We start from the raw sequence: 13,785 nt of genomic DNA, 5'->3' as shown, positions 1-13,785 counted from the left end.
GATAGGCATGTCTCGCGTCGCTAAGAACCCCGTTAAGCTGCCAGCTGGTGTCGAAGTCAAATTCGCCGGCCAACAGCTTTCGGTTAAGGGTGCCAAAGGCACTCTCGAACTGAATGTTCACTCGTCTGTTGAAGTTACCGAAGAGTCTGGCGAGCTGCGTTTCGTCGCTCGCAATGGTGACCAGCAAGCTCGCGCCATGGCCGGTACTACCCGTGCTCTGGTCAACAACATGGTCCAAGGCGTAAGCCAAGGCTTCGAGCGTAAGCTCCAGCTGGTCGGTGTTGGTTACAAGGCACAGGCTAAAGGCACCGTTCTGAACCTGGCTCTGGGCTTCTCGCACCCAGTGGACTACGAACTGCCAGCCGGTATCACCGCTGAAACCCCAAGCCAGACCGACATCCTGATCAAGGGTATCGATAAGCAGCTGGTGGGTCAGGTGGCCGCTGAAATCCGCGACTTCCGTCCGCCAGAGCCTTACAAAGGCAAGGGTGTGCGTTACGCGGACGAAGTAGTCCGTCGTAAAGAAGCCAAGAAGAAGTAGGGCCTAGCAAATGACCGACAAAAAAGTTACTCGACTGCGTCGCGCTCGCAAAGCACGCCTGAAAATGCACGAACTCGAAGTCGTGCGTCTCTGCGTGTTCCGCTCCTCGCAGCACATCTATGCCCAGGTCATTTCGGCCGACGGCAGCAAGGTTCTGGCAAGCGCCTCGACCTTGGACAAAGAACTGCGTGATGGCGCCACCGGCAACATCGACGCGGCCACTAAGGTTGGCAAGCTGGTAGCTGAGCGTGCGAAAGCCGCCGGTGTATCTCAAGTTGCCTTTGACCGTTCCGGCTTCAAGTACCACGGCCGCGTCAAAGCGCTGGCTGATGCTGCTCGTGAAGGCGGGCTGGAGTTCTAAGTTATGGCAAATAACGATCAAAAGCGCGACGAAGGCTACATCGAGAAGCTGGTTCAAGTTAACCGCGTAGCTAAAACCGTTAAAGGCGGCCGTATCTTCACCTTCACCGCGCTGACCGTGGTTGGTGATGGCAAGGGTCGTGTTGGTTTCGGCCGTGGCAAATCGCGCGAAGTACCTGCCGCGATCCAGAAAGCCATGGAAGCTGCTCGTCGCAACATGATTCAGGTTGACCTGAAAGGCACCACCCTGCAGTACGCCACCAAGGCCGCCCACGGCGCCTCGAAGGTTTACATGCAGCCTGCCTCGGAAGGTACCGGTATCATCGCCGGCGGCGCCATGCGTGCCGTCCTGGAAGTTGCTGGCGTTCAGAACGTCCTGGCCAAGTGCTACGGTTCGACCAACCCAGTGAACGTGGTTTACGCCACCTTCAAGGGTCTGAAAGCCATGCAATCTCCTGAGTCCATTGCTGCCAAGCGCGGCAAGAGCGTTGAGGAGATCATCTGATCATGGCAACCGTAAAAGTAACGCTGATCAAAAGCACCGCCGGCCGTCTGCCTAACCACAAACTGTGCGTTAAAGGCCTGGGTCTGCGTCGCATCGGTCACACTGTAGAAGTCCAGGATACTCCCGAGAACCGCGGGATGATCAACAAGGCTTACTACATGCTGCGCGTCGAGGGTTAATCGATGAAACTCAATGATCTGAGTCCAGCGCCGGGTTCCCGTCGCGAAAAGCATCGTCCGGGTCGTGGTATCGGTAGCGGTCTGGGTAAGACTGGCGGCCGTGGCCACAAAGGTCAGACTTCCCGTTCGGGTGGTTCGATCGCTCCGGGCTTCGAAGGCGGTCAACAGCCGCTGCACCGTCGCCTGCCGAAGTTCGGCTTCGTTTCCCTGAAAGCCATGGACCGCGCAGAAGTGCGTCTGTCCGAGCTGGCCAAGGTGGAAGGCGACGTGGTCTCCGTGCAATCCCTGAAGGATGCCAACGTGATCGGCCAGAACGTCCAGCGTGTGAAAATCATGCTGTCTGGCGAAGTCACTCGCGCAGTCACCATCAAGGGTATCGCAGCCACCAAGGGTGCGCGTGCGGCTATCGAAGCAGCTGGCGGCAAGTTCGAGGAATAAATGGCTAAGCAAGGTGCTCTCTCTTCGCTCGGTAAGGGCGGGATGTCGGAACTCTGGGCTCGTCTGCGCTTTCTGTTCATGGCGATCATCGTCTATCGGATAGGTGCGCATATCCCGGTTCCTGGCATCAATCCAGACCGTCTGGCGGATCTGTTTCGGCAGAATGAGGGGACCATTCTTAGCTTGTTCAACATGTTTTCCGGTGGCGCGCTCGAGCGCATGAGCATCTTTGCACTGGGGATCATGCCGTATATCTCGGCATCGATCATCATGCAGCTGATGACTGCGGTCAGCCCGCAACTGGAGCAGTTGAAGAAGGAAGGTGAAGCTGGCCGTCGCAAGATCAGCCAGTACACCCGCTACGGCACCGTTATCCTGGCACTGGTTCAAGCCATTGGCATGTCCATTGGCCTGGCCAACCAGGGCGTGGCGTTTTCTGTAGGCCTGGGCTTCCATGTCGTTGCCGTCTCCACGTTCGTGGCTGGCGCGATGTTCATGATGTGGCTGGGCGAGCAGATCACCGAGCGCGGTGTGGGCAACGGTATCTCGATGTTGATCTTCGCAGGTATCGTTGCCGGTCTTCCGAGAGCAATCGGGCAGTCTTTCGAGTCTGCACGCACAGGCGATATCAACATCTTCGCCCTGGTCGCTATCGGTTTGCTGGCAGTAGCGATTATCGGTTTCGTGGTGTTCATCGAGCGTGGTCAGCGTCGTATCGCCGTTCACTACGCCAAGCGTCAGCAGGGCCGTAAGGTCTTCGCTGCGCAGACCAGCCACTTGCCGTTGAAAGTGAACATGGCAGGGGTTATCCCGGCCATCTTCGCGAGCAGCATTCTGCTGTTCCCGGCTTCGCTGGGTGCCTGGTTCGGTCAGTCCGAAGGTATGGGCTGGCTGCAGGACATCTCGCAGTCGATCGCTCCTGGTCAGCCGTTGAACATTCTGCTGTTTAGTGCAGGGATCATTTTCTTCTGCTTCTTCTACACAGCGCTGATGTTCAACCCGAAAGACGTAGCGGAAAACCTGAAGAAGTCCGGTGCCTTTATTCCGGGTATCCGTCCTGGTGAGCAGTCGGCACGCTACATTGATGGCGTTCTGACTCGTCTGACCATGTTCGGTGCTCTTTACATGATGGCCGTCTGCCTTCTGCCCCAGTTCCTGGTGGTGGCAGCAAATGTGCCGTTCTACCTTGGCGGGACCTCGTTGCTGATTGTGGTAGTGGTTGTGATGGACTTCATGTCCCAAGTACAATCGCACCTCGTTTCGCACCAGTACGAATCCCTGATGAAGAAAGCCAACCTGAAAGGCTACGGTGGCAGCGGTCTGCTGCGCTGATACGCCCCTAAGGTTCGAGGAGTCGGTAATGAAAGTTCGTGCATCGGTGAAAAAGCTGTGCCGCAACTGCAAAATCATTCGTCGCGAAGGCGTCGTACGAGTGATCTGCAGCGCGGAACCGCGTCACAAACAGCGCCAAGGCTGAGTGTGATCTGCGCTTCAAACCCAGCAGCTAGTGTGCTGCTGGGTTGATTATTCGTTTCTACAGCGATATTATCTCGCGCCCTATTTCTTGGCTTCCGGGGCGTAGGTAGCTGTCAATTGGAGTCCCACTGAATGGCCCGTATTGCAGGCGTCAACATTCCAGATAACAAGCATACTGTTATCTCGCTGACCTACATCTATGGTGTCGGTCGCACTACTGCACAGAAGATCTGTGCAGACGCTGGTGTCAACCCAGCCGCTAAGATCAAGGATCTGAGCGACGAGCAAATCGAAATCCTGCGTGGCGAAGTCGCGAAGTTCACCACTGAAGGTGACCTGCGTCGTGACATCAACATGAAGATCAAACGCTTGATGGACCTGGGTTGCTACCGCGGCCTGCGTCATCGTAAAGGTCTGCCGGTTCGCGGTCAGCGCACCAAGACCAACGCACGCACCCGTAAGGGCCCGCGTAAGCCGATCCGCAAGTAATCGCCCAGGAATATAGACATGGCAAAACCTGCTGCTCGTCCTCGTAAGAAAGTCAAAAAGACAGTGGTTGATGGCATCGCCCACATCCATGCGTCTTTCAACAACACCATCGTGACCATCACCGACCGTCAGGGCAACGCGTTGTCCTGGGCTACCTCCGGTGGTTCGGGTTTCCGTGGTTCGCGCAAATCCACCCCGTTCGCAGCTCAGATCGCTGCTGAACGTGCTGGTCAAGCTGCGCTGGAATATGGTCTGAAGAACCTCGACGTTAACGTCAAGGGTCCAGGTCCAGGTCGTGAGTCCGCCGTTCGTGCACTGAACAGCTGCGGCTACAAGATCGCCAGCATCACCGACGTGACGCCTATCCCGCACAACGGGTGCCGTCCGCCGAAGAAGCGTCGCGTGTAATCAGGAGACAGATAAATGGCACGTTACATTGGTCCAAAATGCAAACTGTCTCGCCGTGAAGGCACTGACCTGTTCCTGAAGAGCGGCGTTCGCGCTCTGGAATCGAAGTGCAACATCGAAGCAGCCCCAGGTATCCACGGCCAGCGCCGTGGCCGTCAGTCCGACTACGGTACCCAGCTGCGCGAGAAACAAAAAGTCCGTCGTATCTACGGTGTTCTGGAGCGTCAGTTCCGCGGTTACTACCAAGCTGCTGCCTCGAAAAAAGGCGCAACTGGTGAGAACCTGCTGCAACTGCTCGAGTGCCGTCTGGATAACGTCGTCTACCGTATGGGCTTCGGCTCGACTCGTTCCGAGTCCCGTCAGCTGGTTTCGCACAAAGCGATCAGCGTCAACGGTAAGACTGTAAACATTCCATCCTACCAAGTTCGTCCGGGTGACGTGGTCGCGGTTCGCGAGAAGTCGTCGAACCAGCTGCGCATTGTTCAAGCCCTTGAACTGTGCGCCCAGCGTGGCCGCGTTGAGTGGGTAGACGTAGATGCTGCTAAAAAGTCGGGCGTTTTCAAGAACGTTCCTGCTCGCAGCGACCTGTCTGCCGACATCAACGAAAACCTGATTGTCGAGCTCTACTCCAAGTAAGGGCTAGAAAATAGGTGCATCCATGCAGATTTCGGTAAATGAGTTCCTGACTCCCCGTCACATTGACGTGCAGGTAGTCAGTCCAACCCGCGCCAAGATTACGCTCGAGCCTCTCGAGCGTGGTTTCGGCCATACCCTGGGCAACGCGCTGCGCCGCATCCTGTTGTCCTCCATGCCTGGCTGTGCAGTAGTCGAGGCCGAGATCGATGGCGTACTCCACGAGTACTCCGCGATCGAAGGTGTACAGGAAGACGTAATTGAAATCCTGTTGAACCTGAAAGGTCTGGCTATCAAGCTGCACGGTCGTGACGAAGTTACGCTGACCTTGTCGAAAAAGGGTTCGGGGGTGGTTACCGCTGCCGATATTCAGCTGGATCACGATGTCGAGATCGTCAACCCCGATCACGTAATCGCGAACCTGGCGTCCAACGGCGCCCTGAACATGAAGCTCACTGTAGCTCGTGGTCGCGGTTACGAGCCGGCCGACTCTCGTCAAACTGACGAAGACGAAAGCCGCAGCATTGGCCGTCTCCAGCTGGACGCTTCGTTCAGCCCGGTGCGTCGTATCGCCTACGTGGTCGAGAACGCCCGTGTTGAACAGCGTACCAACCTGGACAAGCTGGTCATTGATCTGGAAACCAACGGCACCCTGGATCCTGAAGAGGCTATCCGCCGCGCTGCGACCATCCTGCAACAGCAGCTGGCCGCGTTCGTCGACCTCAAAGGTGACAGCGAGCCTGTCGTAGTCGAGCAGGAAGACGAGATCGATCCCATCCTGCTGCGTCCGGTTGACGACCTGGAACTGACTGTACGTTCGGCCAACTGCCTCAAGGCGGAGAACATCTACTACATCGGCGACCTGATTCAGCGTACCGAAGTAGAGCTGTTGAAGACTCCTAACCTGGGCAAGAAGTCCCTGACTGAAATCAAGGACGTACTGGCCTCTCGTGGTCTGTCTCTCGGCATGCGCCTCGACAACTGGCCGCCTGCAAGTCTTAAGAAAGACGACAAGGCGACCGCCTGATCGTCGTAATCACCGAACGTAGTGTTTGGTAAGGAATGAATCATGCGTCATCGTAAAAGTGGACGTCACCTGAGCCGTACCAGCTCTCACCGCAAAGCTATGTTCCAGAACATGGCTGTGTCGCTGATCGAGCACGAGCTGATCAAAACCACCCTGCCGAAAGCCAAGGAACTGCGCCGCGTTGCCGAGCCGCTGATCACCCTGGCCAAGGAAGACAGCGTTGCTAACCGTCGTCTGGCCTTCGACCGTACCCGTTCGAAGTCCGCTGTTGGCAAACTGTTCAACGACCTGGGCAAGCGTTACGCCACCCGTCAGGGCGGCTACCTGCGCATCCTGAAGTGCGGTTTCCGCGCTGGCGACAACGCCCCTATGGCGTACGTCGAGCTGGTTGATCGTCCGGTCGGCGGTGCTGTAGAAGCTGCTGAGTAAGACGTTCTGTCTGCTACAAAGAACCGGGCCTAGTGCCCGGTTTTTTGTCTTTACATGTATTGTAATTATCTATTGATGTTAGTCATTCAATGAATTTGTTCTTGTGACCTCGTTCGCCAATACTCTCCTCAAGCCGTTTGGTCGGCACATCAAGACCCCATAAGGAGAGCCCATGAGCAAGATTCTCACCACCGCCAGCGGTGCACCCGTAGCCGATAACCAGAATTCCCGTTCTGCAGGCCCGCGCGGCCCGCTGCTGCTCGATGATTTCCACCTGGTGGAGAAACTCGCCCATTTCAACCGTGAGAACATCCCCGAGCGTCGTGTACACGCCAAGGGCTCGGGTGCTTACGGTACCTTCACGGTCACCCGCGACATCACCCATTACACCCATGCAAAACTGTTCTCGGAGGTCGGCAAGCAAACGGAGACCTTCCTGCGCTTCTCTACTGTTGGGGGTGAGCGTGGCTCGGCCGACACCGAGCGCGACCCGCGCGGTTTTGCCGTCAAGTTCTATACCGAAGAAGGCAACTGGGACATCGTTGGCAACAACACGCCGGTATTCTTCATCCGCGATCCGTTGAAGTTCCCTGACTTTATCCACACCCAGAAGCGCCATCCGCAGACCAACCTGAAAAATGCCCAGATGATGTGGGATTTCTGGTCGCACTCGCCCGAAGCGCTGCACCAGGTCACCATTCTGTTCTCTGACCGCGGAATTCCGGATGGCTATCGCCACATGCACGGGTTCGGCAGCCACACCTACAGCCTGGTCAATGCCCAAGGTGAGCGCACCTGGGTCAAATGGCACTTCAAGACCCAGCAGGGCATCAAGAATCTGGAACCTTCCGAAGCCGCGCGTTTGGCAGGTACTGATCCGGATTACGCGCAGCGTGACCTGTTCGAGGCCATTGCACGCGGCGATTACCCGCGCTGGACTGTCTGCATCCAGGTGATGAGCGAAGCCGAGGCAGCCGGACGTGGCGAGAATCCGTTCGATGTCACGAAAACCTGGTCGCAGAAAGATTTTCCGCTGATCGAGGTGGGCGTTCTGGAGCTCAACCGTAACCCGTTGAACTACTTTGCCGAAGTCGAGCAAGCCACGTTCGGCCCGAGCAACATGGTGCCTGGCGTTGGCCTCTCGCCCGACCGCATGCTGCAAGGCCGCGTGTTCGCCTATGCAGACGCCCACCGCTACCGCGTCGGGACCAACCATCAGCAGTTGCCGGTTAACGCGCCGCGCTGTCCGATGCACAGCTACCAGCGCGATGGCTCGATGGCTAACGGTAGCTATGGCAGTGCGCCGAACTATGAGCCGAACAGCTACGCGGACGCGCCCAAGCAGTCGGCACGTCACGCCGAGCCCGCGTTGCCCTTGAGTGGTGCCGCGGATCGTTACGATCACCGTGAGGACAATGACTACTACAGTCATGCCGGTGCGTTGTTCCGCTTGATGAGTGAGCAGCAAAAGGCACTTCTTTTCCGCAACATCGCCGGCGCCATGGCCGGTGTCAGCGAAGAGGTGGTTCAGCGGCAGCTGCAGCACTTCTTCAAGGCTGACCCGGCCTACGCAGAAGGGATAGCCAACGCGTTGGGCGTAAACCTCGCCTAAGTCGAAGTGATAAGGAGAACCGCCCTCAATTGGGCGGTTTTTCAATGAATATCACTACTGTTTAGCCGATTTTTTACTTCTAATTGCGCGTTTTTCAGTGACCGCGCGCGAAAGCTGGTTCACACTATGTGGCATAGACGTTTTCACATGGAGAAACAGGGCGATGCAAGGTCACCCGGATGTTATCAACTACCTCGTTACATTGCTGAAGGGCGAACTGGCGGCGCGCGACCAGTACTTCATCCACTCGCGTATGTACGAAGACTGGGGCCTGTCCAAGCTCTACGAGCGAATCAACCATGAGATGGAAGAAGAGACGCAGCACGCCGATGCCCTGATGCGTCGAATTCTCATGCTCGAAGGTACGCCAGACATGCGCGCGGATGACCTCGAAGTGGGTACAACCGTGCCGGAGATGATCGAAGCGGATCTGAAGCTCGAGTACAAGGTACGGGCTGCACTGTGCAAAGGCATCGAGCTTTGCGAGCTGCACAAGGATTACGTCAGCCGCGATATCCTGCGTGCGCAGTTGGCCGACACCGAGGAAGATCACACCTACTGGCTGGAGAAGCAGCAGGGCCTGATCAAGGCGATAGGCCTGGAGAACTACCTGCAGTCGCAGATGTAACGCCGGCCACCCTGATACCCAAAGCCCCTGGCAATCAACTGCCAGGGGCTTTTTGTTTATGCCCGGTCCCGCTCCAGCAACGGTTTGAGGTAATGCCCGGTATAGGACTGTTTGGTGTTGCTCAGTTCTTCCGGTGTACCACAGGCGATGATCTGGCCACCCTTGGAGCCACCCTCAGGCCCCAGATCCACCAGCCAGTCCGCTGTCTTGATCACGTCCAGGTTGTGCTCGATCACCACTACGGTGTTGCCGTGGTCGCGCAGGCGATGCAGTACGTCCAGCAGCTGCTGGATGTCGGCGAAGTGCAGGCCGGTGGTCGGCTCATCGAGGATATACAGCGTTTTGCCCGTGTCGCGCTTGGACAGCTCGCGCGACAGCTTCACCCGTTGCGCCTCACCACCGGACAACGTGGTCGCCGACTGCCCCAGCTTGATGTACGAAAGCCCGACATCCATCAGGGTCTGAAGCTTGCGCGCCAGCGCGGGGACGGCGTCGAAGAACTCGCGGGCATCCTCGATGGTCATTTCCAGTACTTCGTGGATGTTCTTGCCCTTGTACTTGATCTCAAGCGTCTCACGGTTATAGCGCTTGCTCTTGCAGACATCGCACGGAACGTAGATATCCGGCAGGAAGTGCATTTCGACCTTGATCAGGCCATCGCCCTGGCACGCTTCGCAACGGCCACCTTTGACGTTGAACGAGAAGCGCCCCGGTCCGTAACCGCGGGATCGCGATTCCGGCACGCCCGCGAACAGCTCGCGGATCGGAGTGAAGATGCCGGTATAGGTGGCTGGGTTCGAGCGTGGTGTACGGCCAATCGGGCTCTGGTCGATATCGACCACTTTATCCAGGTGCTGCAGGCCATCGATGCTGGTGTGGGCGGCAGCCTCCAGGCTGCTTGCGCCATTGAGGGCGGTGGCGGCCAGGGGGAACAGGGTGTTGTTGATCAGGGTCGACTTGCCCGAGCCGGAGACACCGGTCACGCAGGTCAGCAGACCGATCGGCACCTCCAGATCGACGTTCTGCAGGTTATTGCCTCGCGCACCCTTGAGCTTGAGTTGCAGCTTCTTGTTGCGCGGCGTGCGTTTGGCCGGCACCACGATCTTCTTGCGACCGGACAGGTACTTACCGGTGAGCGAGTCAGGGTGAGCCATCACTTCCTGTGGTGTACCCTCGGCGACGATCCGGCCGCCATGCACGCCCGCCCCGGGGCCGATGTCGACGACATAGTCGGCCAGGCGAATGGCATCCTCGTCGTGTTCGACGACGATCACCGTATTGCCCAGGTCCCGCAGGTGGTTGAGGGTGGCCAGCAAGCGATCGTTGTCGCGTTGATGAAGTCCGATGGACGGTTCATCGAGGATGTACATCACCCCCACCAAGCCTGCGCCGATCTGGCTTGCCAGGCGGATACGCTGGGCTTCGCCGCCGGACAAGGTCTCGGCGCTGCGGTCCAGTGTCAGGTAGTCGAGGCCGACGTTGACCAGAAACTGCAGGCGTTCACAGATTTCCTTGAGGATTTTCGCGGCGATTTCACCGCGCCGACCGGTCAGGGTCAATGCGCCGAAGTAATCGCTGGCTTCGCCGATCGGCAGGTTGGTCACTGCTGGTAGGGTCTTCTCCCCGACCCAAACATGGCGGGCTTCACGGCGCAAACGCGTACCACGGCAGTCCGGGCAGGGCTGCGTGCCGAGGAATTTGGCCAGTTCTTCGCGCACGGTGGCCGACTCGGTCTCACGGTAGCGCCGCTCCAGGTTCGGCACGATGCCCTCGAACGGGTGCGAACGCTTGACGATGTCCCCGCGGTCGTTGAGGTACTTGAAGTCGACGCTCTGCTTGCCACTGCCCTGAAGAATGACCTTCTGGTGTTCCGCAGAGAGCTGCTCGAAAGGCGCTTCGAGGCTGAAGCCATAGTGCGCGGCCAGCGAGCCGAGCATCTGGAAGTAATAGACGTTGCGCCGGTCCCAGCCGCGGATCGCCCCTTCGGCCAGCGTCAGCTCGGCATTGACAAGGCGCTTGGTGTCGAAGAACTGCTTTACGCCCAGACCGTCGCACGTCGGGCAGGCGCCAGCGGGATTGTTGAAGGAGAACAGCTTCGGTTCCAGCTCGCTGATCGCATGACCGCAGATAGGGCAGGCGAAGCGTGCGGAGAAGATCATCTCTTCGCCGGCCTCGTCGTCCATCGGCGCCACCAGGGCAATGCCGTCCGCCAGTTTCAGGGCTGTCTCGAACGACTCGGCCAGGCGCTGCTGCAAATCGGCACGCACTTTGAAACGGTCTACCACTACATCGATGCTGTGCTTCTTCTGCTTGTCCAGCTTGGGCAGTTCGTCGAGCTCGTAGAGCTTGCCATTGACCCGTGCACGGACGAAGCCCTGGGCGCGAAGTTCGTCGAACACAGCCAGGTGCTCGCCCTTGCGCTCGCGGATCACCGGGGCCAGCAGCATGAGTTTGCTGCCCTCGGGTTGGGCAAGCACCAGGTCGACCATTTGGCTGATGGTCTGCGCTTCCAGCGGAATGTCGTGGTCAGGGCAACGCGGCGTACCGACACGGGCATAGAGCAGGCGCAGGTAGTCGTAGATCTCGGTAATGGTGCCGACGGTCGAGCGTGGGTTGTGCGACGTCGATTTCTGTTCGATGGAAATGGCCGGCGACAGCCCCTCGATGGTGTCGACGTCGGGTTTTTCCATCATCGACAGGAACTGTCGGGCATAGGCCGAGAGCGACTCGACGTAGCGGCGCTGGCCTTCGGCGTACAGGGTGTCGAACGCCAGGGATGACTTACCGGAGCCGGACAGGCCGGTGATCACGATCAGCTTGTCCCGGGGCAGGGTCAGGTCGATGTTCTTCAGGTTGTGGGTACGTGCCCCACGAATCAGGATCTTGTCCACTGCGGCCTCGCTCTGCGGGCATAAACAAGGAAGTATACGGCGCGCTGCCAGTACGCGGCAAAGCGTCGCGTAGATGCCGTCAAGCTGTCGGACTGGTAGAATCGCCGCCGGTTCATACGAGGTTAAACCATGCACGACACCCACAACGAACGCATGAGTGGCAGCGAAACCCGCGCCGCAGGCGGCCTGGCTCTGGTCTTTGCCTTTCGTATGCTGGGCATGTTCATGGTCTTGCCCGTGCTGGCCACCTACGGCATGGACCTTGCCGGCGCTACCCCCGCGCTGATTGGCCTGGCCATCGGTGCCTATGGATTGACCCAAGCGGTGCTGCAGATCCCGTTCGGGGTGATTTCCGACCGCATCGGCCGTCGCCCGGTGATCTACCTGGGCTTGGTCATCTTCGCCCTGGGCAGTGTGCTGGCGGCCCAGGCCGACTCGATCTGGGGCGTGATCGCCGGTCGCATCCTGCAAGGCGCAGGGGCGATTTCCGCAGCGGTCATGGCGTTGCTGTCAGACCTGACACGCGAGCAGCACCGTACCAAGGCCATGGCCATGATCGGCATGAGCATCGGCCTGTCGTTCGCTGTAGCCATGGTCGTCGGCCCCTTGCTGACACGTGCCTTCGGCTTGTCAGGATTATTCCTCGCCACCGCAGCGTTGGCGCTGGTCGGTATCGCGCTGATCGCCTTCCTGGTGCCTAATACCCACAGCACCTTGCAGCACCGAGAGTCAGGTGTGGCGCGCCAGGCCCTCGGCCCGACCCTGCGCCATCCGGACCTTCTGCGCCTGGACGCGGGCATTTTCATCCTTCATGCCATCCTCATGGCCAGCTTCGTGGCGCTGCCGTTGGCGTTCGTCGAGCGTGGCGGGCTGCCCAAGGAAGAGCACTGGTGGGTGTACCTGACCGCGTTGTTCATCTCATTTTTTGCAATGGTCCCGTTCATCATCTACGGCGAAAAGAAGCGCAAGATGAAGCGCGTTTTGGTTGGTGCGGTCGCTGTGCTGCTGCTAGTCGAGGTGTTCTTCTGGGAATGGGCTGACAACTTGCGCGGACTGGTGATCGGCACCGTGGTATTCTTTACCGCATTCAACTTGCTGGAGGCGTCGTTGCCTTCGTTGGTGAGCAAGGTGTCGCCCGCTGGCGGCAAAGGGACGGCGATGGGGGTATATTCCACCAGCCAGTTCCTCGGCGCTGCTCTGGGAGGAATCATCGGTGGCTGGTTGTTCCAGCACGGTGGGCTGAGCATGGTGTTCCTCGGTTGTGCAGGGCTCTGCGCCATTTGGTTGGTCGTTGCCTTGCGTATGAACGAGCCGCCCTATGTGACCAGCCTGCGCATGCCGCTGTCGCCCGAGGCCGTCCGTGAAGCCGGACTGACCGAGCGCCTGATGGCCGTGCCGGGTGTAACCGACGCCGTGGTGGTGGCAGACGAGGCCGCCATCTATATCAAACTGGATACGAAAATTTTGGACCGTGCGACCCTGGAGCGTCTGGTGAATCCAGCCTCTTCGGCGTGCGAAGCCTAGGAGAACGTTATGGCCCGTGGGGTTAACAAAGTCATTCTGGTCGGCACCTGCGGTCAGGATCCCGAAGTCCGCTACCTGCCCAACGGTAACGCCGTGACCAACCTGAGCCTGGCTACCAGTGAGCAGTGGACCGACAAGCAGTCCGGTCAGAAGGTCGAGCGTACCGAGTGGCACCGTGTGTCGCTGTTCGGCAAGGTTGCCGAAATTGCTGGTGAATACCTGCGCAAGGGTTCCCAAGTCTACATCGAGGGCAAGCTGCAGACTCGCGAGTGGGAAAAAGACGGCATCAAGCGCTACACCACCGAAATCATCGTCGACATGCAGGGCACCATGCAGCTGCTCGGCGGCCGTCCGCAGAACCAGCAACAGGGCGGCGACCCCTACAACCAGGGTGGCGGCAACTACGGTGGCCAGCAGCAGTACAACCAGGCACCGCGCCAGCAGGCCCCACGTCCGCAACAGGCACCACAGCGTCCCGCGCCGCAGCAGCCAGCTCCACAGCCAGCCGCCGACTTCGATAGCTTCGACGACGATATTCCGTTCTAAGGAATTGCTGCAGCGTTGAGCTGATCGTAAAACCCCCGCGATGCGGGGGTTTTTTATAGGTGTGGTGTTTTGTATTGAAGCAACCCGGGCCGCGCATGA

The 13,785-nt window shown here is 58.7% G+C and carries 17 protein-coding genes; 16 read left to right on the top strand and 1 reads right to left on the bottom strand.

Annotated features, from left to right (window positions below; genetic code table 11):
• Positions 1-7 precede the first annotated feature (7 nt).
• From rplF to bfr, 14 genes are all read left to right on the top strand, one after another.
• Positions 8-541: a 50S ribosomal protein L6 gene (rplF, locus tag IF103_RS21910; RefSeq protein WP_009681972.1), complete on the top strand. Its 534-nt coding sequence runs from the start codon at positions 8-10 to the stop codon at positions 539-541.
• Positions 542-551: 10 nt separating this feature from the next.
• Complete coding sequence (gene rplR / locus IF103_RS21905; protein ID WP_009397496.1) at positions 552-902, top strand: 50S ribosomal protein L18; 351 nt, start codon at positions 552-554, stop codon at positions 900-902.
• A gap of 3 nt (positions 903-905) precedes the next feature.
• Positions 906-1,406, top strand: a complete 501-nt coding sequence (gene rpsE, locus IF103_RS21900) for a 30S ribosomal protein S5 (RefSeq protein WP_023382626.1) — start codon at positions 906-908, stop codon at positions 1,404-1,406.
• A 2-nt stretch (positions 1,407-1,408) separates the two neighbouring features.
• Positions 1,409-1,585, top strand: coding sequence for a 50S ribosomal protein L30 (gene rpmD / locus IF103_RS21895; protein ID WP_009397493.1), 177 nt, complete (start codon positions 1,409-1,411; stop codon positions 1,583-1,585).
• Positions 1,586-1,588: 3 nt separating this feature from the next.
• Positions 1,589-2,023, top strand: coding sequence for a 50S ribosomal protein L15 (gene rplO / locus IF103_RS21890; protein ID WP_023382625.1), 435 nt, complete (start codon positions 1,589-1,591; stop codon positions 2,021-2,023).
• On the top strand, positions 2,024-3,355 hold the full coding sequence (secY, locus tag IF103_RS21885) for a preprotein translocase subunit SecY (protein ID WP_003257108.1): 1,332 nt from the start codon (positions 2,024-2,026) through the stop codon (positions 3,353-3,355).
• A gap of 28 nt (positions 3,356-3,383) precedes the next feature.
• Positions 3,384-3,500: a 50S ribosomal protein L36 gene (gene rpmJ / locus IF103_RS21880; protein ID WP_002555468.1), complete on the top strand. Its 117-nt coding sequence runs from the start codon at positions 3,384-3,386 to the stop codon at positions 3,498-3,500.
• A 131-nt stretch (positions 3,501-3,631) separates the two neighbouring features.
• Positions 3,632-3,988: a 30S ribosomal protein S13 gene (gene rpsM / locus IF103_RS21875; protein ID WP_023382624.1), complete on the top strand. Its 357-nt coding sequence runs from the start codon at positions 3,632-3,634 to the stop codon at positions 3,986-3,988.
• A gap of 18 nt (positions 3,989-4,006) precedes the next feature.
• On the top strand, positions 4,007-4,396 hold the full coding sequence (rpsK, locus tag IF103_RS21870; protein WP_003255454.1) for a 30S ribosomal protein S11: 390 nt from the start codon (positions 4,007-4,009) through the stop codon (positions 4,394-4,396).
• A gap of 15 nt (positions 4,397-4,411) precedes the next feature.
• Positions 4,412-5,032: a 30S ribosomal protein S4 gene (rpsD, locus tag IF103_RS21865; protein ID WP_023382623.1), complete on the top strand. Its 621-nt coding sequence runs from the start codon at positions 4,412-4,414 to the stop codon at positions 5,030-5,032.
• 22 nt (positions 5,033-5,054) lie between these two features.
• Entirely contained in the window at positions 5,055-6,056 is a 1,002-nt protein-coding gene (locus IF103_RS21860) for a DNA-directed RNA polymerase subunit alpha (protein WP_003255452.1), read from the top strand.
• Between the two features lie 42 nt (positions 6,057-6,098).
• Positions 6,099-6,485 (top strand): 50S ribosomal protein L17, encoded by a 387-nt coding sequence (rplQ, locus tag IF103_RS21855; RefSeq protein WP_003255451.1) that lies wholly within the window; start codon positions 6,099-6,101, stop codon positions 6,483-6,485.
• Positions 6,486-6,657: 172 nt separating this feature from the next.
• Complete coding sequence (locus IF103_RS21850) at positions 6,658-8,097, top strand: catalase (RefSeq protein ID WP_023382622.1); 1,440 nt, start codon at positions 6,658-6,660, stop codon at positions 8,095-8,097.
• Positions 8,098-8,260: 163 nt separating this feature from the next.
• Complete coding sequence (gene bfr / locus IF103_RS21845; RefSeq protein ID WP_023382621.1) at positions 8,261-8,725, top strand: bacterioferritin; 465 nt, start codon at positions 8,261-8,263, stop codon at positions 8,723-8,725.
• A gap of 56 nt (positions 8,726-8,781) precedes the next feature.
• Here the strand turns inward: bfr and uvrA are convergent, their stop codons facing one another.
• Positions 8,782-11,616, bottom strand: coding sequence for an excinuclease ABC subunit UvrA (gene uvrA, locus IF103_RS21840; RefSeq protein ID WP_023382620.1), 2,835 nt, complete (start codon positions 11,614-11,616; stop codon positions 8,782-8,784).
• Positions 11,617-11,745: 129 nt separating this feature from the next.
• Between uvrA and IF103_RS21835 the strand changes: the two genes are divergently transcribed.
• Together IF103_RS21835 and IF103_RS21830 are read left to right on the top strand one after the other, a co-directional pair.
• Positions 11,746-13,140, top strand: coding sequence for an MFS transporter (locus IF103_RS21835; protein WP_023382619.1), 1,395 nt, complete (start codon positions 11,746-11,748; stop codon positions 13,138-13,140).
• A gap of 9 nt (positions 13,141-13,149) precedes the next feature.
• Entirely contained in the window at positions 13,150-13,686 is a 537-nt protein-coding gene (locus tag IF103_RS21830; RefSeq protein ID WP_023382618.1) for a single-stranded DNA-binding protein, read from the top strand.
• Positions 13,687-13,785 lie beyond the last annotated feature (99 nt).

The organism is Pseudomonas sp. SK2, assembly GCF_016772395.1.
Taxonomy (GTDB): Bacteria; Pseudomonadota; Gammaproteobacteria; order Pseudomonadales; family Pseudomonadaceae; genus Aquipseudomonas; species Aquipseudomonas taiwanensis.
This window is presented reverse-complemented; position numbering and strand designations above follow the sequence as displayed.

What these genes read in the sequence shown, in the direction of transcription:
- rplF (WP_009681972.1), top strand. Translation starts at nt 8, where the DNA reads ATGTCTCGCGTCGCTAAGAACCCCGTTAAGCTGCCAGCTGGTGTCGAA.
- rplR (WP_009397496.1), top strand. Translation starts at nt 552, where the DNA reads ATGACCGACAAAAAAGTTACTCGACTGCGTCGCGCTCGCAAAGCACGC.
- rpsE (WP_023382626.1), top strand. Translation starts at nt 906, where the DNA reads ATGGCAAATAACGATCAAAAGCGCGACGAAGGCTACATCGAGAAGCTG.
- rpmD (WP_009397493.1), top strand. Translation starts at nt 1,409, where the DNA reads ATGGCAACCGTAAAAGTAACGCTGATCAAAAGCACCGCCGGCCGTCTG.
- rplO (WP_023382625.1), top strand. Translation starts at nt 1,589, where the DNA reads ATGAAACTCAATGATCTGAGTCCAGCGCCGGGTTCCCGTCGCGAAAAG.
- secY (WP_003257108.1), top strand. Translation starts at nt 2,024, where the DNA reads ATGGCTAAGCAAGGTGCTCTCTCTTCGCTCGGTAAGGGCGGGATGTCG.
- rpmJ (WP_002555468.1), top strand. Translation starts at nt 3,384, where the DNA reads ATGAAAGTTCGTGCATCGGTGAAAAAGCTGTGCCGCAACTGCAAAATC.
- rpsM (WP_023382624.1), top strand. Translation starts at nt 3,632, where the DNA reads ATGGCCCGTATTGCAGGCGTCAACATTCCAGATAACAAGCATACTGTT.
- rpsK (WP_003255454.1), top strand. Translation starts at nt 4,007, where the DNA reads ATGGCAAAACCTGCTGCTCGTCCTCGTAAGAAAGTCAAAAAGACAGTG.
- rpsD (WP_023382623.1), top strand. Translation starts at nt 4,412, where the DNA reads ATGGCACGTTACATTGGTCCAAAATGCAAACTGTCTCGCCGTGAAGGC.
- IF103_RS21860 (WP_003255452.1), top strand. Translation starts at nt 5,055, where the DNA reads ATGCAGATTTCGGTAAATGAGTTCCTGACTCCCCGTCACATTGACGTG.
- rplQ (WP_003255451.1), top strand. Translation starts at nt 6,099, where the DNA reads ATGCGTCATCGTAAAAGTGGACGTCACCTGAGCCGTACCAGCTCTCAC.
- IF103_RS21850 (WP_023382622.1), top strand. Translation starts at nt 6,658, where the DNA reads ATGAGCAAGATTCTCACCACCGCCAGCGGTGCACCCGTAGCCGATAAC.
- bfr (WP_023382621.1), top strand. Translation starts at nt 8,261, where the DNA reads ATGCAAGGTCACCCGGATGTTATCAACTACCTCGTTACATTGCTGAAG.
- IF103_RS21835 (WP_023382619.1), top strand. Translation starts at nt 11,746, where the DNA reads ATGCACGACACCCACAACGAACGCATGAGTGGCAGCGAAACCCGCGCC.
- IF103_RS21830 (WP_023382618.1), top strand. Translation starts at nt 13,150, where the DNA reads ATGGCCCGTGGGGTTAACAAAGTCATTCTGGTCGGCACCTGCGGTCAG.